Annotated in this window: 19 protein-coding genes; 9 read left to right on the top strand and 10 right to left on the bottom strand. The window is 33.5% G+C overall.

The genetic code is table 11. The annotated features are described in order from the left end of the window. Positions 1 to 154 precede the first annotated feature (154 nt). The 3 genes from H6589_10815 to H6589_10805 form a co-directional block, all read right to left on the bottom strand. On the bottom strand, positions 155 to 1,939 hold the full coding sequence (locus H6589_10815; GenBank protein MCB9175088.1) for a T9SS type A sorting domain-containing protein: 1,785 nt from the start codon (positions 1,937 to 1,939) through the stop codon (positions 155 to 157). A gap of 109 nt (positions 1,940 to 2,048) precedes the next feature. Continuing rightward, positions 2,049 to 3,917, bottom strand: coding sequence for a T9SS type A sorting domain-containing protein (locus H6589_10810; protein ID MCB9175087.1), 1,869 nt, complete (start codon positions 3,915 to 3,917; stop codon positions 2,049 to 2,051). Between the two features lie 173 nt (positions 3,918 to 4,090). Continuing rightward, entirely contained in the window at positions 4,091 to 5,962 is a 1,872-nt protein-coding gene (locus H6589_10805; protein ID MCB9175086.1) for a T9SS type A sorting domain-containing protein, read from the bottom strand. Between the two features lie 237 nt (positions 5,963 to 6,199). Between H6589_10805 and H6589_10800 the strand changes: the two genes are divergently transcribed. Beyond that, the gene (locus tag H6589_10800; protein MCB9175085.1) at positions 6,200 to 6,637 is read left to right on the top strand and encodes a hypothetical protein; all 438 of its coding nucleotides are present in this window, start codon (positions 6,200 to 6,202) and stop codon (positions 6,635 to 6,637) included. A 2-nt stretch (positions 6,638 to 6,639) separates the two neighbouring features. On the opposite strand, the gene H6589_10795 is transcribed toward H6589_10800, so the two are convergent. Both H6589_10795 and H6589_10790 read right to left on the bottom strand, forming a co-directional pair. Beyond that, complete coding sequence (locus H6589_10795; protein ID MCB9175084.1) at positions 6,640 to 9,051, bottom strand: phenylalanine--tRNA ligase subunit beta; 2,412 nt, start codon at positions 9,049 to 9,051, stop codon at positions 6,640 to 6,642. Between the two features lie 31 nt (positions 9,052 to 9,082). After that, a complete protein-coding gene (locus tag H6589_10790) occupies positions 9,083 to 9,829 on the bottom strand; it encodes an outer membrane beta-barrel protein (GenBank protein MCB9175083.1) in 747 nt (248 codons plus the stop codon). Positions 9,830 to 9,952: 123 nt separating this feature from the next. On the opposite strand from H6589_10790, the gene H6589_10785 reads away from it, so the two are divergent. Continuing rightward, on the top strand, positions 9,953 to 11,125 hold the full coding sequence (locus H6589_10785) for a M28 family peptidase (GenBank protein MCB9175082.1): 1,173 nt from the start codon (positions 9,953 to 9,955) through the stop codon (positions 11,123 to 11,125). 49 nt (positions 11,126 to 11,174) lie between these two features. Here H6589_10785 and H6589_10780 read toward each other — a convergent pair whose 3' ends face one another. The 3 genes from H6589_10780 to alaS are packed head-to-tail and all read right to left on the bottom strand — an operon-like array spanning position 11,175 to position 16,900. Further along, complete coding sequence (locus H6589_10780; protein ID MCB9175081.1) at positions 11,175 to 13,556, bottom strand: M1 family peptidase; 2,382 nt, start codon at positions 13,554 to 13,556, stop codon at positions 11,175 to 11,177. 8 nt (positions 13,557 to 13,564) lie between these two features. Then, positions 13,565 to 14,059: a hypothetical protein gene (locus tag H6589_10775; GenBank protein MCB9175080.1), complete on the bottom strand. Its 495-nt coding sequence runs from the start codon at positions 14,057 to 14,059 to the stop codon at positions 13,565 to 13,567. Between the two features lie 60 nt (positions 14,060 to 14,119). Beyond that, positions 14,120 to 16,900 carry an alanine--tRNA ligase gene (gene alaS / locus H6589_10770; protein ID MCB9175079.1) on the bottom strand — a complete coding sequence of 927 codons (2,781 nt, stop codon included), beginning with the start codon at positions 16,898 to 16,900 and terminating at the stop codon, positions 14,120 to 14,122. A 101-nt stretch (positions 16,901 to 17,001) separates the two neighbouring features. Between alaS and H6589_10765 the strand changes: the two genes are divergently transcribed. Beyond that, entirely contained in the window at positions 17,002 to 17,973 is a 972-nt protein-coding gene (locus H6589_10765; protein ID MCB9175078.1) for a M23 family metallopeptidase, read from the top strand. Then, positions 17,973 to 18,851 carry a hypothetical protein gene (locus H6589_10760; protein ID MCB9175077.1) on the top strand — a complete coding sequence of 293 codons (879 nt, stop codon included), beginning with the start codon at positions 17,973 to 17,975 and terminating at the stop codon, positions 18,849 to 18,851. The genes H6589_10765 and H6589_10760 overlap by 1 nt, the downstream gene beginning before the upstream one ends. A 3-nt stretch (positions 18,852 to 18,854) precedes the next feature. Here the strand turns inward: H6589_10760 and H6589_10755 are convergent, their stop codons facing one another. Together H6589_10755 and H6589_10750 are read right to left on the bottom strand one after the other, a co-directional pair. Continuing rightward, positions 18,855 to 19,781 carry a glucosaminidase domain-containing protein gene (locus H6589_10755; protein ID MCB9175076.1) on the bottom strand — a complete coding sequence of 309 codons (927 nt, stop codon included), beginning with the start codon at positions 19,779 to 19,781 and terminating at the stop codon, positions 18,855 to 18,857. 74 nt (positions 19,782 to 19,855) lie between these two features. Then, positions 19,856 to 20,794 carry a 1-aminocyclopropane-1-carboxylate deaminase/D-cysteine desulfhydrase gene (locus tag H6589_10750; protein ID MCB9175075.1) on the bottom strand — a complete coding sequence of 313 codons (939 nt, stop codon included), beginning with the start codon at positions 20,792 to 20,794 and terminating at the stop codon, positions 19,856 to 19,858. Between the two features lie 37 nt (positions 20,795 to 20,831). On the opposite strand from H6589_10750, the gene H6589_10745 reads away from it, so the two are divergent. The 5 genes from H6589_10745 (at position 20,832) to H6589_10725 (ending at position 26,169) form a co-directional block, all read left to right on the top strand. Next, positions 20,832 to 21,014 carry a hypothetical protein gene (locus tag H6589_10745; GenBank protein ID MCB9175074.1) on the top strand — a complete coding sequence of 61 codons (183 nt, stop codon included), beginning with the start codon at positions 20,832 to 20,834 and terminating at the stop codon, positions 21,012 to 21,014. Between the two features lie 78 nt (positions 21,015 to 21,092). Further along, entirely contained in the window at positions 21,093 to 21,476 is a 384-nt protein-coding gene (locus H6589_10740) for an endonuclease domain-containing protein (GenBank protein ID MCB9175073.1), read from the top strand. Positions 21,477 to 21,530: 54 nt separating this feature from the next. Beyond that, positions 21,531 to 23,645, top strand: coding sequence for a urocanate hydratase (locus tag H6589_10735; GenBank protein MCB9175072.1), 2,115 nt, complete (start codon positions 21,531 to 21,533; stop codon positions 23,643 to 23,645). A gap of 979 nt (positions 23,646 to 24,624) precedes the next feature. Then, the gene (locus H6589_10730; GenBank protein ID MCB9175071.1) at positions 24,625 to 24,894 is read left to right on the top strand and encodes a helix-turn-helix transcriptional regulator; all 270 of its coding nucleotides are present in this window, start codon (positions 24,625 to 24,627) and stop codon (positions 24,892 to 24,894) included. Positions 24,895 to 24,897: 3 nt separating this feature from the next. Beyond that, on the top strand, positions 24,898 to 26,169 hold the full coding sequence (locus tag H6589_10725) for a type II toxin-antitoxin system HipA family toxin (GenBank protein MCB9175070.1): 1,272 nt from the start codon (positions 24,898 to 24,900) through the stop codon (positions 26,167 to 26,169). The last annotated feature ends 47 nt before the right edge of the window (positions 26,170 to 26,216 follow it).

The following is a 26,216-nucleotide window of genomic DNA, read 5'->3' as shown; positions in this document are numbered from 1 at the left end:
GTTTGGATTGATGTAAAAAATACTTCAGTAGCAAAATAAAAATTGCAAATAAAGGATATCCTATCAAAACAATAAACAACCAACTTTCCATTCTAAAGTCCAAATTATATAAATAAGGACGATAAAATTATGATTGCAATCATACTCGGAACCCCTACCTATTAATTGCTATTTTAAACGAATCGCTTGAATTATCTTCAAAGACAAGCTTCACCATATATGTTCCATTTGGTATTGAAGCTACATTAATTTTTATTGGTCCGTTTTCTAAATGATTGTTTTCAGATGCAACTACCTTTCCTAACATATCAAAAATCTCAATATTAACAAGCCCTTTAATTTGCTTTCTTACTGGAATTGTAATTAAATTTTTTGCTGGATTTGGATAAGGTATTGTGTTTTCTACAACCATATTGTTATCACCATCAACATTTGTAATCATATCAATAGTTACTGAAATTGATGGAGTAGCATCATAACCAAATCCTGCCCAATACCAAATTGGTGATTGACCATTAGGCAATACTTTAACTGGGGCAATAGGCTGAAGATAGTTATTAACTGTAGATTCATAATCCAATTGAACATCATAACCAATTCTTAGTTCGTCACTTGAATTATACACACAAAATAAATATTTCTGATTGTCAACTAATTGAAATGGGGCGTCAAATGGCAAGAAAATATTTACTCCATTTTCAGTTTCATCAGGATAAAAATAAAATGCATCTCCAACTTGATTCAAAGCATTAAATGTTGGAGTGGACACAGATAAATCAGCAAACACATCATTCCACTCATACGCTCTTATTTCAATTATTTCGAATGACATCGCTCCATTTACTGGTGCACAAGAAAATGTCATCCCCTGAACAATACCTCTACTAGCATTAGCATCTTTAAAAACTAAACACGATTCCCAATCATCATATAGTGTGGTTGACTCATTAAGAGAATACGCAGTAGACTTAAGAGGTTGATACAACGAATCAATTCGTGATTTTGCATATATATTGGGGCTTATTGAAAATCTAGATTCAAAGACATTATCAGAAGTATCTTCATCATTTGTTAAATTGATTTGATATCTAATATTATATTCTCCTGCTGCCCAAGAGGATGGAGAAAAAACACCTAAATCAGCATATATAGTATCAACTACAACTCCAACAGGTGCATTAAAACTAAGTGGTATCGATGAATTAGAAAAAACTGAGCTACCATTATAATTAATATCAACCGAAGCAGTTACTCCTGCTTGTGCATTAGAACCTGGATTAAAGATAAACATCCCTAAATCTAAGGCATTTTCAGTACCATTTGTTGAAAGAAAACTAGGGATAGAAGTATGGTGAGCCATCACAATGTTTGCAGGACTCGATCCTAAATCGTTAACATTTAACCCAACTTTTGTACCAATAAATGCACGTACTCCTCCCATTGCAATAAAATCCCTTAGTTCATCACCTTCATCGCTTCCTATAGATACTACAGGGATAGTTACACTACTACCTACTGTACTTCCTCCCATTGCAAATGGACCTGGATCACGATTAATAATTATCACTCCAATAGCTCCAGCTTGTTGTGCATAATTAGCTTTAATATCGTGCCAACAAAAACTCCTATAAACAACAGCAATTTTACCTGTTATATCATTTATAACTGGTTCACATGCATCTTGCCAAGTGGGATTTCCATTTACATCAATGGTTGTATCAGTCGCATCATCAACAAACATCAATTCAGCTTCAATAGCATTTGTAGCATTCGTCATATCAGGAGTTGACCAACCTGTTACAGAAGGATCCGCCCAAATAGAAGGTATTACTCCTAATAATAAAGGATTGTTTGGGCTTTGTGTGATTTTAACAATAACCTGAGAATAGAATGTATTAATTAAAAATACAAATGGTAATAAAAGGATTATTTTTTTCATAATTCAATTAAATATGAAGCTAATTTACAATATTTTACGAATAAAAAACAAAATAAAAAAAGCCCCGCAATTGCGGGGCTTTTAAAGTCTATTAAAACCATTTTAAAAATTATCTATTTACAGAAACCTTAAATGTATCTTTAGAACCATCAGCAAATGTTAAATTGAAAACATAAGCACCGTTAGAAATTGAAGCAACATTTACTCTTAATGCTTCGTTTCCAATGGTTTGTTTTTCAGAAATTACTAACTTACCTAATAAATCATAAACTTCAATAGTCACATCACCTTTAACACCATTTCTTACTGGAACTCTCAACAAGTTAGCAGCTGGATTAGGATAAGGGGAAGCAACAACATTTGAAGCTACATCATTCTTTACAGAAGTAGCAACATCAAATTTAGCAGCTATTGCTGCTGTTGCGTCATACCCAAAACCGGCAGCATACCATCTAGCAGCTGCACCATTTGCTAATGTCTTAACTGGAGATATTGGTTGTAAGTAATTATTTACCGTCATCGAATAATCTACTTTAGTATCAAAACCTATTCTTACAGAATCTGAAGCATTGTATACACAAAATAAAACTCCTTTCAAGTTAGCAGCACCAGCAACAGTAGACAAATCAAACGGAGAGTCAAATTCTTGATAAACCATTTGTCCTTCTAAATTTCCGTTAGATGAATGATCCCAAAAATAAGTACCACTCGCTTCTTGATTTAAAGCAGCAAACGTAGGTGCAGCAACACTTAAATTAGTATATCCAGCTTCTGTCCATCTATATGCTCTAATTTCAACAACTTCGAAATCAATATTTGAACCAACAGGTAAGCCAGTAAAATACATACCTGTTACATTACCTGTATATGGACCTCGGTAATTGATACAAGCTTCCCAATCATCATATTGAGTTGTTGTTTCATTTAAAGAGTAAGCGGTAGAATGAACAGGTATGCCTGCAGCGTTGGTCGTTGATTTTGCAAAGATATCTTCATTATTTGTTACTCTGTAGTTAAATTTAAACATATTATCAGCTGGATCTTCATCAGTCGAAACAATGTTTAAAGTATAAGTAAATTCATAATTAGCAACATCAACAGTAACTCCATTAGCAGTACTTGGCAATGTAATTTGACCTAGATCAAAATACTGAGAATCAATTACAGTGCCTGCAGGTGCAACAAAGTTTAATGGTGCTGAAGTATTAGTATGGATTGTAGATCCGTCTTTTTTAACCACCACTGATGCAGTTACACCATTTTGAGCATTAACTCCATAGTTAAAAGCAAAAAAACCCAAGTCTAATGCTGTTGGTATTGCTAAATCAGCTGGAACTGTTGAAGATTCAGTCATAACTATATCCGCAATACTAGACCCCATATCATTAGTAAATACTCCTACTTTAGATCCAATAAAAGCTGTAACAGTTCCTGGAGCACAAGTATTAAGTGCTAAATATAAGTCATCACCAGCAACTCTACCAATTTGAACAACAGGAATTGTAACTCTAGTACCATAAGTACCTCCAGCCATACCTACGGCATCACCAGTATGATTAATAATAATAACACCTATTGCTCCTCTTTTTTGGGCATTTAATGCTTTTAACCCAAATTGACAAGTTCCTCGATAAACAACAGCTATCTTTCCTGTTAAATCTTGAGTAATATTGCCATTAGTATCACAACCTAAAGCTGACAAGGGCACATTGTTTAAGGGAGGCGTACCAACGCCTGTTACGATTCCTGGTGTTCCATCATTAATCATTTCTAATGGACCAGAAACTGCATTGTTTCCATCAAAAATATTTGGCAACCCCCAATCAGTTGATGATCCATCGAGATTACCTGCGTATTGAAAAGGATACGTACCTTCTAACCCTGTATTACAAGGTACTGAAGTTAATTTAACTACTACTTGTGAGAAACTCACTGTAGTCGCTAAAACTAACCCCATAAATAGAGTAATTTTTTTCATATTTTTAATTTTTTAGTTGTTATTGAACAAATGTAATGAGCAACTAGAAACTAAAAATATGTAAGGAGTCAATTTTAATCTAAATTTAATTCTTGTACTTGGTTATATATACTAAAAAAGCCCCGCAATTGCGGGGCTTTAAATAATATTAAAGTACTTTTCTAAAGATTATATTATCTGTTTACAGACACTTTAAATGTATCTTTAGAACCATCAGCAAATGTTAAATTGAAAACATAAGCACCGTTTGCAATAGAAGCAACATTTACTCTTAATGCTTCGTTACCAATAGTTTGTTTTTCAGAAATAACTAACTTACCAGCTAAATCATAAACCTCGATAGTTACATCACCTTGAACACCTTTTCTAACTGGAACTCTTAATAAGTTAGCAGCAGGGTTAGGATAAGGAGTAGCTGAAACACTTGAAGAAACTTCATCTTTAACTGAAGTAGCGAGATCAAATACAGCAGCAATTGCAGCAGTTGCATCATAACCAAAACCAGCAGCGTACCAAGTAGCAGCAGCACCATTTGGTAAAGTTTTAACTGGAGAAATTGGTTGTAAGTAATTATTTACAGTAGCAAAATAATCTACTTTGGTATCAAAACCAATTCTTACAGAATCTGATGCATTGTATACACAAAACATAATACCATTAACAGAAGCTGTTGTAGCTAAATCTAATGGAGTATCAAACGCTTGGAAAACCATTTGTCCTTCTAAGTTTCCGTTTGAAGTATGATCCCAGAAATAAGTTCCACTTGCAACCTGATTTAATGGAGAAAATGTTGGAGCTGTTGGAGAACTTAAATCAGTATAACCTGTTTCGTTCCACTCATAAGCTCTAATTTCAACTACTTCAAAATCAATATCAGTACCTACAGGTAACCCTGTAAAATACATACCTGTTACAGTTCCTGTAAATGGACCACGATATAAAATACAAGCTTCCCAGTCATCATATTGAGTAGTTGTTTCGTTTAAAGAGTAAGCAGTAGAATGAACAGGGATACCAGCTGCATTAGTTGTTGATTTTGCATAAATATCCTCATTATTTGTTACTCTATGGTTAAACACAAACATGTTATCAGCAGGATCTTCATCTGTACCAGCGATATTTAACGTATAAGTAAACTCATAAGTAGCTACATCAACGGTTACACCATTTGCAGTATTTGGCAATGTAAATTGACCTAAATCAAAATATTGAGTATCAATAACTGTTCCAGCAGGCGCAACAAAGTTTAATGGTGCTGAAGTGTTTGTGTGAATTGTATTACCATCTTGTTTAATTGTAACAGTAGCAGTAACACCATTTTGAGCATTAACACCATAGTTAAATGCAAAAAACCCTAAATCTAATGCCGCAGGAACTGCTAAATCACCAGGGATGGCAGAAGCTTCTGGCATTACAATATCAGCAATACTTGAACCCATATCGTCATTAAAAATTCCAACTTTAGAACCAATAAATGCAGTTACTGAACCTGGAGCACAAGAGTTTAATGCTAAATACAAGTCATCCCCAGCAACCCTTCCAATTTGTACAACTGGAATTGTAACTGCTGTACCATAAGTACCTCCAGCCATTCCAACTGCATCACCAGTATGGTTAATAATAATTACACCAATTGCACCTCTAATTTGTGCACTCCATGCTTTTTGACCAAACTGACAATCACCTCTGTAAACAACAGCAATTTTACCTGTTAAATCTTGAGTCCAAACTGACATGGATGAATCAATAGTACATCCTAAAGCTGATTTAGGCACATTGTTCAAGGGAGGTGTACCTATACCTACAACCATTCCTGTTGCAGTATCTTGAACCATTTCTAATGGACCAGAAACAGCATTATTACCATCAAAAATATTAGGTAAGCCCCAATCAGTTGATGAACCATCTAATTCACCTGCGTATTCAAAAGGATACGTACCTTCTAACCCTGTATTACAAGGCACTGAAGTTAATTTAACCACTACCTGCGAGAAACCCATTGTAGTTGCTAAAACTAACCCCATAAATAAAGTAATTTTTTTCATTTTCTTAAATTTTTAGTTAGTATTATTTTTATAGTTGTTTGGTCAAAAATACAAATTATTTTTAACACAAAAAAACCATTTATAGAATTTTACCTCCTCATTTAATTAACGGTTAAATATTAGCTTTCCTCGGTTAATTATCATTTAATTTAGACGAATAAAACAATTAATTATATTCCCTACTGTATTGTGGCATTCATTTTGATTTGCTAATTTGGTAGAATAAATACCTTGTTTATGAATTATTTTAAATTATTCGCTTTTGTTTCCATTATTTGTATTGCTTTTAGCTCCTGTACAAAAGAAGATGACAATAAAAATGTTACTGGCACAACAAGCCCTTCTGACCCAAGAAATGTATTTATTGGAAACTGGGTTTGTCAAGAAACAACTGGTACTTCTAGTTCAACATTTGGAGTTGAAATATTTGCTCACTCTACCATTAGCACAAGAATTGTTGTAAGTAATTTCAACAACTTAGGCTTTCAAGCAAGTTTGTGTAATATAGAAACTAGCGGCAATAGCCTTACTATATTTCAGCAAAATTTATCTGGATTTGATGTTGTTGGTTCAGGAACTTTGATTAATAGTTCAACCATTAATTTGACTTATCAAGTTGACGATGGGTCTGGAATTGTAGACAATGTTAGTGCTACATTAACAAAAACAAATTAATACTATCTTAACTTAGCTCCTAAATCATTAGATAAGGCAGTAATCAATTTTTCAATAATTTTATCTACCTGAACATCAGTTAATGTTTTTTCGTTATCCTGAAAAACAAAACTAACTGCGTATGATTTTTTACTATCTTCAAGATTTTTACCCTCATAAACATCAAACAAATTAACTTCTTTCAACAGTCTTTTTTCATTTTTAAAAGCCAATTCTTCAATCTGCTTATAATCAATTTTGTTATCGATTAACAATGCTAAATCCCTACGAACCGAAGGGAACTTTGAAATTTCTTTATACTGCACTTTAACCTTTGATGCTTGCTTTATAAATAAGTCCAAGTTAATTTGTGCATAATAAACTTCATTGTTGATATCGAATTGTTTTTGTGTTTTTTTAGCAACTCTTCCTATTTGTAGTAATTCTTTTTCATTTAATAAATAAGACAACAAATAATCATATACATCATTACCTTGCTGATTAAACACAAAGTTTGCCTTATCTAACCCAAACTTCTCTAACATGGTATTTACCACTCCTTTTAAATGGAAGAAATTGGTTGGCGTTTTTGTTGTATTCCAATTTTCTTGATTCAAATTTCCCGAAATTATTATACTCAAACACGATGATTCTTCAAATTTCTCGTTTTTCTTTTGGTAGGTTTTACCAATTTCAAATAATTTTAGGTTGGGTATTTTTCTATTCTGATTGTAAACTACCGATTCCAACCCATTAAAAAGTAGGTTTTGACGCAAAACGTCTAATTCACTACTTAGCGGATTAAGTAACTTAACCAGTGTTTCTTTTTCTGAATAATAAGATGATTTTGTTAATGAGTTTGATAAAATTTCGTTAAAACCTTGACTAACCAACAAATTACTAATGGTGTTTATCACCTTATCTTTATCTATAGATTGACGGTAAACAAGAGCAGAACTCATCAAAGAAGGAAGTTCAATGTTATTGTATCCATAAACCCGTAATACTTCTTCAATAACATCTATTTCTCGCTGAACATCTGCTTTAAATGCAGGGACTAACAAGGTTAATCTATCGTTAGTTTCATTTTCGATATGTATTTCAAGAGAATTGATTATTTTTTTTATAACTGCCTTATCTAATTTCTGACCAATAATTCGATAGCAATTTTCGAACGAGAACTCAACATTAAATGGCTCTATTTTATTCGGATAAACATCAACAATCTCTGACGAGACCTTACCTCCTGCAACTTCTTGCATGAGTAAAATGGCTCTTTTAAGCGCATAAACCGTTATTTCTGGGTCTGCACCACGTTCATAACGGAAAGAAGCATCCGTATTTAATCCATGATATTTAGCTGTTTTACGAACAGCAACTGAATTAAAATATGCACTTTCTAAAAAAATGTTTTTTGTTGAAGTAGAAACACCCGATGATGCCCCTCCAAAAACACCAGCAATACACATGGCATCTTTTTCATTACAAATCATTAAATCGTTTGCAGAAAGCGTTCTTTCTTTATCATCAAGGGTTATAAATTTTGATTTATCTGCAACCGTTTTTACAACAACTTTATTTCCCGAAATTTTATCAGCATCGAAAGCATGTAATGGCTGACCGGTTTCGTGTAATACAAAATTGGTAACATCAACAATATTATTTATTGGATTTAAACCTATGGCTTTTAATCTATTCTTTAACCAATCTGGTGATTCTTTTACTTCAATTCCTGACAATGTAACCCCCGAATATCGAGGACATTTTTCTACATCTTGAACATCTACTTGAATAGATAAATTGTTATTGTCAATTTTAAAAGCATCAACCGAAGGCCTGGTTATCTTACAATCAGTAGTTAAGTTAATTGCAGCAGCTAAATCTCTTGCAACACCAATATGGCTAACTGCATCAGTTCTGTTTGGTGTTAATCCTATTTCAAATACAAAATCATCTTCTATGTTAAAATAAGTCTTTGCCAACATTCCAACTTTCGTTGAAGGTTCTAAAACCATAATCCCATCGTGAGAAGTACCCAATCCAATTTCATCTTCAGCACAAATCATCCCCTCAGAAAGTTGCCCTCTAATCTTTGACTTCTTAATTTCAAAACTATCGTCTCCATTGTAAAGTGTTGTACCAATAGTTGCAACAACTACTTTCTGACCAACCTCTACGTTTGCAGCTCCACAAACAATATGCAAAGGCACTTCAGCACCCACATTAACTGTAGTTAAATTCAGTCTATCAGCATCGGGATGTTTAACTTTAGTCAACACTTCTCCTACAACCAATCCCTCCAAACCACCTTTTACAGTTTGAATTTTCTCAACACTTTCAACTTCCAATCCTGTATCGGTTAAAATTTGTGCTACTTTATCAGGATGTAAATCGGTTTTGATGTAATTTTTTAACCAATTGTAAGAAATCTTCATTTTGTTTGCATTTTTAGTGGTTCAAAAGTAACTATTTAGTTCTTTCTAATGGTTTTGATTTTTTAACTTTTCTCTTTTTCTTTTCTGCATCTTCATGAAAAAAGTAGCGGATATCAACGGTTATGTAATTTCCCGACAAATTTAACTCCACTTTTTCGTATCGCCTATTACCATTATACAAAACCACTTCTTTCGCCATATGAGAAAATGGACGATGGTAAGATGCTCCTAAGTATATATAACCACTTTTATCAGTTCTATATTCCCAACCAATGTTGGCAATTAAACTTGGTCTTATCCAATCATACATCAACACGTCGTTTTGAAAATTTTCGCTATAAGTATATAAGTCAGAAGGGTAAATATCTAATGCCAAACCTCCTGAAACATTCATAAAAATATACTCTGACAACCTAATGTACACCAATAATGAAATTGGAATTTCGTAATTAACAAGATTGTATTTAGATTTTTCTAAAAAATTTGTGTCTTGGTCATTAATGGACAGTTCAAATTTTCTGTTTAGGTAGTTAATTCCGGATTCAAGCGATAAGTTTTTGGTCATTCCTTTACGAATAACCATTCCAAAACTATAACCTGTTAGTGGCTCTACTCCAAACGTAACATTGTTTTGTTTAATTTCTTGTTTACCTGTATTGAACAACTCACTAGTAATAATTGGTTTAAACTGCACTCCAAAGGTAGTAACCCGTTCTTGAGCAAAAAATGCGTGAGAACAAACTAGTAAAAAATAAAATAAAATGAGTTTTACCCTCATGCTAATTTTTTGAATAATACAAAACTACTCTTTTGAACGAATTTAAGCCAAGAAAATTATTTAAACAGGACAGAATAACTATCTTTAATAAATACGTAACTTTAATGTTATAAATCATTAACCATGAAATTTAGCTTCAAATTAACAATTCTTCTTTTAGTTTTTTTTGTATTTATGCAAAAAGCTTCTGCTCAAAGTTTCAATTCATTTTATGGCAACATTGTGGCAAATTGTGAATTTGATTCCATTCAAAAAAATGTGTTGGATTTTGTAAATTATGGAGTTAAAGAGGTTGGTACCTCTGCTAATGCAAATTCCTTAAATTGGTTAATTAATAAATATCAATCACTTGGGTATACCGACATTAAAATTGACACGTTTAGTTATGCCAGTATGTTTGCTTACAATTTAATTGTAACAAAAACTGGAACTACCTACCCAAATAGATTTGTAATTGTAGATGGGCACTACGACACCAAAAATGGACCTGGGGCAAATGATAATGGAAGTGGTACGAGCATAATATTAGAAACCGCACGTTTACTAAAAAACGTGAATACCGAGTTTTCAATTAAGTTTATTCATTTTAGTGCTGAAGAAGTTGGTTTAATTGGTAGCTCTCATTATGTTAATTCAATTGTAATCCCTCAAAACATGGATATAAAAATTTTATTAAATATTGATGAAGTTGGTGGTGTGAATGGAATGACCAATAATACCATTATTTGTGAACGAGATGAAAACAATAACCCTTCAACCAACAATGTTGCTTCTGCAAATTATACCGATACTTTAGCACAATGTATGCAGCTTTACTCTAATTTAAATACAGAAATATCTTATGCGTATGCTTCAGACTATATGCCTTTTCAAGGTGTTGGAAAAGTAATAACTGGTTTATATGAGAAAAATCAATCTCCTTATCCTCATACCCCAAACGATGTTGTTGCAAACATGGATATGAACTATGTTTTTGAAGTCGCGAAAGGAACCATTGGAGCAACTTTATATTTTGCTGTAGCTTATGATACTGCAACATCTGTAAATACATTTGAAAATACTATAGTCAGTATTTTTCCTAATCCAGCCACAGATTATTTAACGATTGATTTCAAAAAAACCACCGATTCGTTTTATGATGTAAAACTCATCAATATCTTAGGCGAACTTATTTTTAGTGATAGATGGATAAACTCGAAAAATTCAATCAATACATCTAAATTTCCTTCAGGAATTTATTCATTAATTATTGATTCCGGTTCTGAAAGATTTAGTACCAAAATAGTTGTCAAATAAAAAAAGAGGAAGATTACTTCCTCTTTTTCTACTTAAAATCTGACTATGATTATTTTTCATCACCATCCGTCTCCTTGGTATTTTCTTTTTCTAAATCTCCCGATTTAAGTGCTTTCTTATTTCTTTCAGCACGTTGCATAGGGTTTTCTTTAGAGTCGGAATCCCATTTGTATTCACGTTGTTTAAACAATTCGAATTTCGAAGGTTGTACTTTTGCTGGCCAATTGTTATTGGTTAAATCCACATCAGCAGTTTCTAACCAAGGGTCAAGTTCAATACTAATCACTTCTTTTTCGAAGAAGAACGTTTTACTGATTTTTGTATCATTTTTTACCCAAATTTCAGCAGGAATTCTAAGTTCTTTAGTTTCACCATCTTTAAACGTAAAGTTTAAAATTAATGGCATTACTAAACCTCCAATGTTTTCAAATGTTACATTGTAATAATTGATTTTTGAATTTAACAATTCCAAATCCTTTTCATCTAATTTTTTAATGTAATTCTGATAATCTTTTTTATCTAACAACGTAACTTCAAACGGGTCGTAAGTAGAATAAAAGTCATTAATTGACGGGTCTTTCTCATCATAAGTTTGAGTAATGTCCTTTTTGTTTCTAGCTTCCCCAATGTGTTTATGACCTTGTGCTTCCATTTCTTTTTGAAAAGCTTTTTCCATTTCTGGGTTTTTCGAATCTACTTTAAACCATTCCACATTTTTAATGGCAATATCAACGTGGTCGGTTGTATAAAACCAACCTCTCCAAAACCAGTCTAAGTCAACACCCGATGCATCTTCCATTGTTCTAAAGAAATCTTCGGGTGAAGGATGTTTAAATTTCCAACGTTCGGCATAAGTTTTAAAAGCAAAATCAAATAGCTCCCTACCCATTACTGTTTCTCGTAAAATATTTAATGCTGCTGCAGGTTTCCCATAAGCATTGTTGCCAAATTGAAGTAATGATTCAGAGTTCGTCATTATTGGCATAATGTTATTTTTGTCTCCTTTCATATAATCTACAATTTTGTAAGCTGGACCTCTTCTTGAAGGATAGCCTCTTTCCCATTCTTGCTCACACATGTACTGAGTAAAAGTATTCAGTCCTTCATCCATCCACGTCCATTGACGTTCATCAGAGTTGATAATCATTGGAAAGAAATTGTGCCCAACCTCATGTATAATAACACCTATCATGGCATATTTCACTCTTTCAGAATAGGTTCCATCTTCGCTTGGTCGACCTCCATTAAAACAAATCATGGGGTATTCCATTCCAATATTTTTTGAATGTACCGAAATTGCAACTGGATAAGGGTAATCTACCGTGTGTTTTGAATAAGAAGCCACTGTATGTGCCACAACTTTAGTACTGTACTTTTCCCAAAGAGGATTTCCTTCTTTAGGGTAATAACTCATTGCTAACGTCTTTTTACCATTATACTCTACAGCCATCGCATCCCAAATAAACTTTCGTGAAGTTGCAAATGCAAAATCGCGAACATTAGTAGCTGAAAAACTCCATGTTTTTTTTGCAACAGCATGGTTTTTTTCTGCTTCTTCGGCTTCTTTTTGCGTAACAATTATAACAGGCGATTTAAACTCGTTTTGTGCTTTTGCAAACCTGTTTCGTTGTTCTGAGGTTAATACGTTTGAAGCATTCGTTAAACTTCCAGTTGCACCAACAATATGATCAGCAGGAACGGTAATGTTTACTTTAAAATCGCCGAAAGGCAAGGTAAACTCACCACTACCTAAAAATTGTTTGTGCTGCCATCCCTCCACTTCATTATAAACTGCCATTCTTGGATAGAATTGAGCTATGGTGTACAAATAGTTTTTATCTTTTTCAAAATACTCATAGCCCGAACGACCACCAATATCATCACGATTATTAATATTATACCACCACTTGATTTTTAACGAATAAGTTGAGCCTGGATTAAGCGCTGTTGGTAAATCCACTCTCATCATGGTTTTGTTTACTGTATATTTCAAGTCTTTTCCAGCAGCATCTTTAACATATTCTAATTTAAATCCTCCGTCAAAATCATTATGTAATCGAGCTAAATCATAAAAGTTTACTTTTTCATCAATTCTATCTGTTTGAATCAATTTTGTATCTGAATCTTTAGCTCTCATGTTTTGATCAAGCTGTATCCATAAATAAGTCAATTTATCAGGCGAATTATTTTTATAAGTAATGGTTTCAACACCTTTTATGGTTTGTTTTTCGTCATCCAACTCCAAGTCAATTACATAATCGGCTTTTTGTTGATAGTATTGGTGACCAGGTGCTCCAGATGCTGTTCTATAAACATTAGGCGTTGCAAACTCTTCTTTAAGTTGTTTGAATTTATCTATCCGACCTGTTTGTTGTGCCGTAAGTGATGCAGCAAATAACGCTACAAAAACTAGTATTACTATTTTTTTCATCTAATTAGTTATAGTGTAATGTTAAAAGTTGTTCGTTCAGAGTTAAAAGAGTGCGTGTACTTTTTAGCTTTTATTTGAAGATAAAAAATATTCTCCTGACCAGAAAAAACATCAGTTAACAGTGTGTTAGTAATGTCAATGGTCTTGATTTTTTTAACTTTTTCTGATTCAATGTAACAATAAATAAAATCATCATTCCCGACTTCTTTACCAATTAGCTTGAGAGCTAAAGGCTTGTCGTTACATTTAATTGAAAATTTTGAATTGAAGTATGTTGAAAGATAATCGTTGGCATTTTCAAGTTCGGTGGCTTCCCCTAAATGTAGGTTTGGTGTTCCAGATAACTCTAAAGCTTTTTCCAAATCATGACCAATAAACTTTACTGTAAACTGAAAGGTAGCTTCAGTATCGTGATACTCGCCATCGGTAACACTCACGAAAAATTCATGAAAAGTAAACCCAAAGCTCAAAAAAGCTAAAATAATTACAATTAATTTTCTCATTAAGTTTATGCAAATCGAACAACGAAATTACTGATTAATGATAAGATTCTTAACCTTAAATTAATTTAAAAATGACAACGCCTTTGTAATCGCAGCATCCAAGCCCTGAAGGTTATTACCTCCAGCAGTTGCATAAAAAGGTTGTCCACCTCCGCCACCTTGCATTTCTTTAGCTGCTTCTTTCACTATATTTCCAGCATGTAAATTTTTGTCTTTCAATAAATTATCAGAAACTACAATGGTTAAATTCGGTTTATTATTAACTTCTGCTCCAAGCACCAAAAACAAATTATCAATTTGCCCCTTCAATTGGAATGCTAAGTCTTTTATAGCAGCACTATCATCCAAATTTATTCGCTGTGCAATAACATTTATTCCGTTTACAACTTCAACCTTGGTTAATAAGTCTGCTTTAATGGCTTTTGCTTGTTCTTGATTCCCAACTTGATTATCTTTAGCATGTTGTTTTTTAGCCCTTATCAAATTATCAACTATACTTTTGGTTTCTTTAATCTTTTTTAATTGATTAATAGTTTCATCTATCTCTTTTACTGCAAAATTTTCATCAAATTCTTCAAGTTCTGGCATTCCAGAAATTAACTGATATTGTTTAACATATTTTTCTCTATAAGTTACTACTTGCTTCTGTTGCTCTTCAGTGAGTGTCGTTTTAAATATAATTTTATTCCTATCATAGACTTCAATAATTCTTTTCAACCATTCTGCAGCCCCTTTATTTGTCAACGCTTCAACTCTTCTAATTCCAGCAGCAACCGAACCTTCCGATTTTATTTTAAACAAGCCTATTTCTTTGGTGTTTTTTACATGAATACCGCCACACAACTCTTTCGAATCACCAAATTGAATCATACGAACGGTATCGCCATATTTTTCACCAAACAACATCATTGCCCCTTTTTCTTCAGCTTCTGTTATTGGAATGGCTCTAAACTCTTGCAAATCGAATCCGGCTTGAATTCTTTTATTAACTATCTCTTCAATTTTTGCTAATTGCTCATCACTTACTTTTTCGAAATGAGAAAAATCGAATCGTAAATATTCGGCATTTACCAACGACCCCTTTTGTTCAACATGAGTCCCTAACACCTCACGCAATGCTTGATGCAACAAGTGAGTTGCCGAGTGATTACAGGCTGTTAGTTTTCGCGTATTTTTTTCAACTGTTGCAACAAATTCAGCTTCAATATTAGTTGGTAAAACATCAACAAAATGGATAATTAAATTGTTCTCCTTTTTGGTGTCTGTAATTTCAATTTTCTCATTCTCATAAGCTATAAATCCAGTATCACCAACTTGACCACCACCTTCTGGATAAAATGGCGTTAAATTAAACACCAACTGAAATTGCTCTTTACCTTTCGCATTTACTTTACGGTATTTGGTAATGGATATTTTAGCCTCTGTTGAATCATACCCTACAAATTCTTCTTTTTCGCTTTTTCTTAATTCTACCCAATCGCCTGTTTCCATTTTTGTTGCAGCTCTCGAACGGTCTTTTTGTTGCTGTAATTCCGCATCAAACTCATTCATATCTACTTTAAAACCCGCTTCAGAAGCCATTAATTCGGTTAAATCTACAGGAAAACCAAAAGTATCGTACAATTCAAAAGCAAATTTACCGTCAACTGTTTTTTGTTGAGTTGTTGATATGTAATTTTCAAAACGAGAAATTCCTTTTTCCAAAGTTCTGAAAAACGACTCTTCTTCTTCTTTAATTACTTTTTCAATCAATTCTTTTTGCGATTTTAATTCTGGAAAAAAATCGCCCATTTGGTTCACCATAATTGGAACCAACTGGTGAATAAAAGCTTGTTTTTGATCTAAGAAGCTATAACCGTAACGAATTGCACGTCTTAAAATTCTTCGAATAACATAACCTGCGCCTGTGTTTGATGGTAACTGACCATCAGCAATAGAAAATGCAACAGCACGTAAGTGGTCGCTAATTACACGTGCGGCAACATCTTGTTTAGAGCTTGAGTAATTGTAAGTTAACCCTGATATTTCCTCTATTTTTTTGATAAATGGTGTAAAAACATCGGTATCGTAGTTCGATTTTTTACCTTGTAACACCATTGCCAAACGCTCAAATCCCATTCCTGTATCAACGTGTTGAGCTGGTAATTTTTTTAATTCGCCTGATGCCAATCGATTAAACTCCATAAACACCAAATTCCAAATTTCGATTACCTGAGGATGATCGTTATTCACTAAATCTCTACCTGGAATTTCTGCAATTTCAGCTTCATCTCTAATGTCAACATGAATTTCTGAACATGGACCACAAGGACCTGTATCGCCCATTTCCCAAAAATTATCTTTTTTATTGCATTTTAAAATCTTGTCTTCGGTTAAACCATTTTTAAGTAAAAGATTTTTCCAAAGGTTGTAAGCCTCCTCATCCCAAGGTGTTCCATCTTTTTCATCACCTTCAAAAACGGTAAAATAAAGTTTGTTTTTGTCAATTTTATATACGTCAACCAATAGCTCCCAAGCCCATTCTATCGCTTCTTTTTTAAAGTAATTTCCAAAACTCCAGTTACCCAACATCTCAAACATGGTATGGTGATAAGTGTCTACACCAACCTCTTCTAAATCATTATGTTTTCCCGAAACACGTAAACATTTTTGAGTATCAGCTATTCGGGCATACTTAATTTCTGAATAACCCAAAAACAAATCTTTAAACTGATTCATCCCTGCATTGGTAAACATCAACGTTGGGTCGTTTTTAACAACCATAGGTGCCGAAGCCACAATTTGATGTTCTTTTTGTTTAAAAAAATCGAGAAAAGTTTGACGAATTTCTTTTGATAACATACACGTTAATTTTTGTTAAATAACCGTTAACAGCTATTTGGTATATTTTTTATAAATGATAATTGACTAATTTAGCGTCCAAAATTAACATAAATCTTAACATGTCTAAAGTTAAGTACAGATATAATTCACATACTTTAAGCTACGATAAAATTGAAGTCAAATTCAAAGATCGGTTAAAAAAATCGCTTTGGTTTTTGGGCACAGGTTTAGTTATTGGTGTTATTATTTATGGTCTTACTTACTTTTACATTGATTCACCTAAGGAAAAACAACTCAAACAACAAAATGCTTTTCTAGAATCTCAGTACGAATTATTGAATAAAAAACTGGACGATATTTCGATGGTTTTAGAAGACATCCAACACCGAGATGATAATATTTACCGTGTAATTTTTGAAGCAGAACCTATCCCCACAGAAATACGACAAGCTGGATTTGGTGGTGTTAACCGTTATGAAAAACTTGAAGGTTATAATAATTCAGAATTAATTATAGAAGCTGCAAAAAGAATTGACCAACTTTCGAAACAAATTTACATTCAGTCAAAATCGTTTGACGAAGTTTTCCAAATGGCAAAACAGAAAGAAGGTATGATGGCTGCTATACCTGCAATACAACCTATACACAATAAAGATTTAACTAGAATGGCTAGTGGTTATGGAATGAGAATGCATCCTATTTTAAAGTACAAAAAATTTCACGCAGGCATGGATTTTACCGCTCCTGTTGGAACTCCAATACATGCAACAGGAAAAGGAATTGTTATTCAGGCTGATGCTGAATCGAGTGGTTATGGACAACACGTAAAAATTAGTCATGGTTACGGTTATGTTACAGTATATGCACACATGAGCAAAATTAAATGTAGAGTTGGCGACAAAGTGAATAGAGGTGATTTAATTGGATATGTTGGTAATTCTGGATTGTCATCTGGTCCGCATTGTCATTATGAGGTTATTAAAAATAACGAACACTTGAACCCTGTTAACTTCTACTTTAACGATTTAACACCTGAAGAGTACGATAAGATGTTAGAATTATCGAACACTCCATTACAATCGCTAGATTAATGATAAATTACAATCCAAGACTTTGGTTTACACATATTTTTCACGTTTACAAAAGTGACACGTTAAGGATATTACTGCCTGAAATAATTATTGTAGGGGTTTATACATGGTTGTTGAATTATGGGTTAGCTCACTTTTTTCCCGAAATAAATGTAAAACTGTTCAAAAATGCTTTTACCATACATACCTTAATTGGATTTGTAATGGGTTTATTGCTTGTTTTTAGAACCAACACTGCTTACGAACGCTGGTGGGAAGGACGTAAATTGTGGGGAGCATTGGTAAACAATACACGCCACCTTGCAATAAAAACTACTTATATAATCGAAGATAGTAATGAGCGTAAAGCATTTATCAAACTCATTCAGGCATTTCCATTTATTTTAAAAAACCATTTAAGGAATGTAAAGCGTTTTGATGAAATTGATTTAGATGAACTTACCTTAAAAAAACTAGATGCTTTTGCACATTTACCCAATGGCTTAATTAGTTTAATGTATGAACAATTAACCGCTTGGAAAACAAGCAAAAAACTTTCTGATATTGATGTAATGTTACTCGATCAAGAAATTAAAAGCTTTACTGATATTATGGGGGCTTGTGAACGAATTAGAAATACTCCTATCCCTTTTTCGTACACGCTTTTTATCAAAAAATTTATCTTTATTTACATTTTAACCTTACCACTTGGGTTTATTCCTGATTTTGGTTACTGGACAATAGCCATTTCAACTTTTGTATTTTACGTGTTTGTTTCAATTGAAATGATTGCAGAAGAAATTGAAGACCCATTTGGTCTTGATGACAACGATTTACCAACTGATGAGTTGAGTTTGAAAATTCACAATAACATTGCTGAAATTCAAGATAACGGTTAGATATTACTCTTTAATCTTACTCTTTAACGACAACTTCTGTCCAACTTGTGGTTGAGAGCCCATTACCATCCTATTTTTCTTGTAGAGTTTATTTAGTTTTACTCCATAATATTGCGAAATACTTCTCATGGATTCACCACTCTTAACCACATGAAACTCTTCTGCAGCTTTATTTCTTTTAGGCTGCAAATAAACCACTTCTCCTTCAGTTAACTTATCCGATTTATTTAAATCGTTGTATTTCAAAATTTGCCAAACATTCATATTAAAATCTTGGGCAATTGATTTAACATCATCACCTTTATTTACAACAGTATATTTAATTCTATTGTGCAATTTAACCACACGATTGGTATTACTTCCAGCCAATTGTGACGATGATTTCTTTTTTTCAATGGTTTTAGAAGGAACTTTCGCATAATTATCGTAGCGATATAATTCATGTTTTTCAATCAATTGAATTAATAAATCAGCATATTTAGGATTAGTTGCATATCCTGCGGCTTTTAATCCTTTTGCCCAACCTTCGTAATCGGTTATTTTTAATTCAAATAATGAGGCATAACGGCTTCTTGATGTTAAAAATTCAGAGTGGTCTTTAAACGATTCATAAACCGTGTTGTATTTTCTGAAACATTCGTTTTTTTCATCATCATCCATGATAAAAGTTTCGCCCTTCCATGCACTATGACACTTAATACCAAAATGATTGTTTGCATAAAGTGCTAATGGGCTGTTTCCATCACCTGACTCTAAAATACCCTGAGCTAGTGTGATACTTGCTGGAACTCCGGAATGATGCATTTCTTTAATCGCATCGTCTTTATATTTTTCGATGTATTCTTGTCTTGTAATTCTTCGTTCGGCAGGTTGTGCAAACAAGCCTAAACAAAAAACAGACAATACAACTGATATGAATATTCTATACATCATTACAACTACAAAGTTATTCAGTAACAAGGTTTATAAAACACGATTAAAAAATAAATATTAACAACTTATTCTTAAATTAAATCAACGCTTAATCTTTCTTCAAAACCTTTATTTCCTTGTAAACCTCCTGTATGTACTACTACAACTTTTTTGCCATTGAGTTTATCTGTCGTTTTGGTAAGCTGATAAATACCGTACATCATTTTTCCAGTATAAACTAAATCTAACGGTATGTGATGTTTCACATTAAAATCATTGACAAAACCAACCAGTTCGTCAGTTAATTTTCCATACCCTCCAAAATGATAATCCGTATTTAATTTCCAATTGTTGTTTTGAATGGTTTGATTAAAGGAAGTTTGATAATTTTCCAATAACACATTTATATCGTTCACTAAAAACGCCCCTCCTTTTAAAGCGGGAAAACCAATTATCTCTTTTGAATTATCCAACGAAGCAATTATTCCTGCAATGGTTCCTCCAGTACCACATGCACAAGTTATCACATCAAAATCTTGATTAATGTTATTTTTTATTTCAGTACAACCTTTAACTGCAAAAGCATTTGAACCACCTTCAGGAACTAAATAAAAAGTGCCAAATTCTTTTTCTAATTCAGCTAAAAAGGCAGGATTGTATTTATCATCTCTATAAAAACTTCGAGAAACATAGTGGAATTTCATCCCATTATCTGACGCAAGTTGAAGCGTATTATTTAAAGGCAATGTTTCTTCGCCACGAATAATTCCTATGGTTTTCAATCCAAAATAATTGCCCGAAGCAGCTGTGGCAGCAATATGGTTGGAATATGCCCCTCCAAAAGTTACGATTTTAGTTAAGCCTTGATTTTTTGCTTCCTGAATGTTGTATTTCAGTTTACGCCATTTGTTCCCCGAAATCTCTGCATGAATGAGGTCTTCACGCAACACAAACAACCTGATATTTTTTTCAGTAAAAAAATCCTCAAAAACCTCTTGAAGCGGAATATTATTTTCGTTGATTTTAATCATGTTAATTCCCTCATTGTTCTTAACTTCGCCATGCAACATGGACGGGTTTTCAAAAATAGACAAATTAGCCGACGACGAGTATTATTACAGTGCTGAAGGGTACATTGTATTTACCGAAAAGTACCTTTTAAAACGAGGCTATTGTTGCCAAAATGGTTGCAAACATTGTCCTTATGGTTTTAAAAAACAAGGATTAAAATCTAATCCAAAAAAGAAATAAAACAGTCCCCTAATCCAACTCTTTAAAAAAGTAGGGATAACTATTAAAGATAATTAAAACAAGTCAACATATATCTAATTGAACTCTAGAAAGACCATAACTCAACTAGCAAGAGATTTACGAAAAAATCAAACTCCTCAAGAATATCTGTTATGGCAAAACTTAAGAAATCGGAAACTTCAAGGATTCAAATTCAACAGACAATTTCCAATAATTTACGGAAATAACACTAATGGGAATCCACTATTTTTTATTGCAGATTTTTATTGTAACGAAAAAAAATTAATCATTGAACTTGATGGAGAAATTCATAATTTTCAGCAAGAGTCGGATAAAGAACGTGATTATATTTTAAACCAACTTGATTTACATGTTCTGCGAATAAAAAATGAAGAAATTAGTAACATTGCATTAGTTTTAGAAAAGATAAAAAATCAACTCTCCCCTAACCCCTCTCTTTAAAGAGAGGGGAAAACTATCAAAGATAGTTGGGGTGAGTCAAAAAATAGAAGTAACATGGAAAAATATACAGACACGCCTTTAGATAACACTCTCCAATCTAGAGATAAAGCACTTTTTTCAGCTCAACTATTACAAGGAATTCCTAACGAATTACCTTCTGCAAAAACATACGACAATACGGTAAGCCACGCCCCAAAGCGAAAAGACATACTGAATGCTGATGAAAAAAAATTGGCTATTCGTAACGCTTTGCGCTATTTTGATAAGAAACACCATGCTGTTTTAGCCAAAGAATTTGCCGAAGAATTGCAAAAATATGGTCGTATTTACATGTACAGGTTTAGACCCGATTACCGCATGTATGCCCGACCAATAAACGAATATCCAGGAAAATCTGTCCAAGCAAAATCTATTATGTTGATGATACAAAACAACTTGGATTATGCCATTGCTCAACACCCCCACGAACTAATTACTTATGGTGGAAACGGTGCAGTTTTCCAAAACTGGGCGCAGTATTTATTAACCATGCAATATTTGGCAGAAATGACCGATGAGCAAACTTTGGTGATGTATTCTGGACACCCAATGGGATTGTTTCCATCGCATAAAGAAGCTCCAAGAGTTGTGGTTACTAACGGAATGATGATTCCAAACTATTCGAAACCTGACGATTGGGAAAAATTTAATGCCCTTGGCGTAACGCAATACGGACAAATGACTGCAGGAAGTTACATGTACATTGGACCGCAAGGCATTGTACACGGAACAACCATTACGGTTTTAAATGCCGCAAGAAAACAAAGGGAGTTACGAAACACTCCCTCCCCTTCGGGGAGGGCTGGGGAGGGGCTCCTATTTTTAACTGCAGGTTTAGGTGGTATGAGTGGAGCTCAGCCAAAAGCAGGGAACATTGCAGGAGTAGTTTCGGTAACTGCCGAAGTAAATGCTGCTGCAACTTACAAACGCCATGAACAAGGTTGGGTTGATGAAGTGATTACCGATTTAGACGAATTGTGCAAACGAGTACAACAAGCCAAAGACAACAAAGAAATAGTTTCGATTGCTTTTAACGGAAACGTGGTGGATGTTTGGGAAAAATTTGACCAAGAAAGCATTTATGTGGATTTGGGTTCTGACCAAACCTCGCTGCACAACCCCTGGGCTGGTGGCTACTACCCTGCCGGATTGACTTACGAAGAAAGTAACGATATGATGGCAAATCAACCTGAATTGTTCAAAGAAAAAGTACAAGAAAGTTTAAGAAGACAAGTCGCTGCAATAAACAAACACACTCAAAAAGGTACTTATTTCTTTGATTATGGTAACGCATTTCTTTTAGAATCGTCCAGAGCAGGTGCGGCAGTTTATAAAGATTCTGAAGGTAATTTCAGTAGCACTCCTCCCCTTCGGGGAGGGCAGGGAGGGGCTTTTGCCTACCCATCGTACGTGCAAGATATTTTAGGACCGATGTGTTTCGATTTTGGTTTCGGACCCTTCCGTTGGGTGTGTACTTCTGGTAACGCAAAAGACTTGGATACAACCGACAACATTGCTTGTGAAATTTTGGAAGAAATGATGAAAAACTCGCCAAAAGAGATACAGCAACAAATGCAGGACAACATTACTTGGATTAAAGGAGCTCAACAAAACAAATTGGTAGTAGGCTCGCAAGCACGTATTTTATATGCCGACGCCGAAGGACGAATTAAAATTGCTGAAGCGTTTAATAAAGCTGTAGCTGATGGACGATTATCTGCTCCGGTAGTTTTGGGTAGAGACCACCACGATGTAAGTGGAACAGACTCCCCTTACCGTGAGACTTCTAACATTTACGATGGCTCTTCGTTTACTGCTGATATGGCAATACAAAATGTAATTGGAGATAGCTTTAGAGGTGCAACTTGGGTAAGCATACACAACGGTGGTGGTGTTGGCTGGGGCGAAGTAATTAACGGTGGTTTTGGTATGACATTAGACGGAACACCAGATGCCGACCGACGATTAAAAAGCATGCTTTTTTGGGATGTAAACAATGGTATTGCCCGAAGAAGTTGGGCAAGAAACGATGAAGCCCTTTTTGCTATAAAACGCGAAATGGAACGTACACCGAACTTAAAGGTTACCTTACCCAATTTGGTGGACGATAGTGTTTTGGAAAGTTTGTAACCAAAATTCATTTTCAAAATAATGTCGATAAATTACTGTTCCTTCATAGGATACCCTCTATAATTACTAAAAATTTGAAGACAGTTATATCAGAATAAACCTCTCGAACAAAGAATATTTTAAACTGTTTAACGCATTAAATAAATATAAGAAGGAATTTTTGACACTAACTAATTGATTATAAATAATTAATTATCAATTAGTTTTCAAATAAAATAAAAGACCTAAATATCTTTTAATAAAAAAATATTGATTTGCCTTAATATTTTTAGTGTAATAATTTGGCAAATACTGTTAATACTCAATTGTTGGATTTCTGCTTAACAAAATTTGGAAATTAAGAATGCATTGTTAATAAATTTTACCAAACTACCCTATAAGCCCCATCAACAATGAATCAACATTCTGTTGAAAAATATAGCTTTGATTTTCAGGTGATTAACTACTTTTATAAAGTATCTTTGTTAAGATAGAAAAGCACAGCGCGAGCTATGCTTTTTAGTTGAGTAAAAACCGAGACAAGGTTTTGGTTTGCAAGCCAAATATGTAAGAATGTCTGAGTTCTCTATTTTTAGCCCTAATGTTCCCGCATTAGGGTTTTTTATTTCTAAAAATATACGGCAAATGTAATCTAAAATTCATAGCCGGATTGAGATTTTAATAAATTATTTCAAACTTATAAATGTTGATATCGTTTAAAAAAATAAGTAAAACTCAATCTTTTAAAGTCTTTCATCATTTGTTTATAACTTAAATTAAAACCACTCATCATCTCGCAAGCATCCGCTTATGAGTTTTAATTAAACCCATACAAATAATTTAATAAATGAATAATATATTATTCATTTTAATCATATATTGCTATTAAGCACAATATAACATTCATTATTAAGCCAAAATTATAAATATGCTATTTTAAGCACATTATAATATACTTTTTAAATATAAATCGTATATTTGAATATTAAATTATGCAAATATGCTCAACGAATCGGTTAAAATAAAAAATGTTAAGCTACAAATTGGTCAACTCATCAAGGTTTTAAGAAAAAAAAACAAGCTTTCGCAAGAGGATTTGGCTCAGCTGTTAGACCTATCCCGCATCACCATACAAAATTTAGAGTCAGGTAAAAATTTTACCATCGACACCTTGCTAAAAGTTACCCAACATTTTGATTTGTTAGACGTTTTGTACCAACAACTCAACGAACAACTCAACGAACAAAAAAACCTGAAATCGTTTTACTAAACCATGGCAAAAAATAATATCATAGATGTTGTTTGTTTCGGTAAGGAAGTAGGAAAACTGGGTTTTGACGAAAACGAGAACAAGTCGTTTTTTCAATACCATCCCGATTTTTTAAAGGAGAACCGTTACCCTAATTTATTTCCCGATACCGGCGTTATTAAACGAACCCCTCAAATACAGGTGTTTAGTAAATACAACAACGAAACCTTTAGGGGCTTACCACCCGTTATTGCCGATTCGTTACCCGATATTTTTGGAAATATTGTTTTTAAAGCTTGGCTGGAATCTTCTCAAAAAAATTTCAATCAAATTTCAGTCATTGAACAACTGGCTTATGTAGCAAACAGAGGCATGGGTGCTTTAGAATACAAACCTAGTAAACACATCCCCAGCAATACCTCTATCGATATTCATGAAATAACCGAAGTGTTAAAAAAGGTGTTATCGAATAAAACCGCTACTGAATCAGAACAGCTAGACAGCAAAGCCTTATTGAACATTTTTAAAATAGGTACTTCTGCTGGTGGTGCACGACCCAAAATTTTAATTTCGGAACACAAAAATTCGGGTAGAATCATTCCTGGCGACATCAACTATTCAAATAATTACAACCATTACTTGGTTAAACTATCAATTGATGAAGATTTAGGCTACAACCGAGAATTGATTGAATACAGTTATTATTTAACTGCACAGCACTTAAAAATTACCATGATGCCCTCGAAGTTAATCGACAACATGCACTTTGCTACCTTACGGTTTGATAGACAGGAAGGCAAGAAAATACATACCCTTACTGCTACAGGAATTACAGGTTGGGATTTTAAAAACCCCGAAGTATCGAGTTATGAAAATTTATTTGATTTGGCTATTTTCTTGAAAATACCGCACAAAGAAGTTGAAGAATTGTTTAAGCGTATGGTGTTTAATGTTGTTTTCTGTAATTCGGACGACCATTTAAAGAATCATTCTTTTGTTTACAACGAACAAACTGACAAATGGACCATGTCTCCAGCTTACGATTTAACATATGCTCTAAACCCTTTGATGAACTACAAACGAACAAGCAGAGCATTATCCATCAACAACAAAAGAGTTGACATTACCCTAAAAGATGTATTAAAAATAGCCGACAGTTATACCATAAAAAATGCTCAAGGTATTGTAAGTGATGTTCAACAATCAACTTTACTTTGGGAAAACTTTGCAACAGAATTGGAATTACCAACACACATCATCAACAGTATAAAAAAAGATTTTTGTAAACTAGTTTAACATCTTTTCTGAAGTTTAAAACTTTAGAAAAGATTATCATCTGAATT

It is taken from the genome of Flavobacteriales bacterium, from assembly GCA_020635795.1.
In the GTDB taxonomy this organism is placed as follows: domain Bacteria; phylum Bacteroidota; class Bacteroidia; order Flavobacteriales_E; family Vicingaceae; genus Vicingus.
The sequence above is the reverse complement of the archived record's forward strand: the minus strand, read 5'-3'. Positions and strand labels throughout refer to the sequence as shown.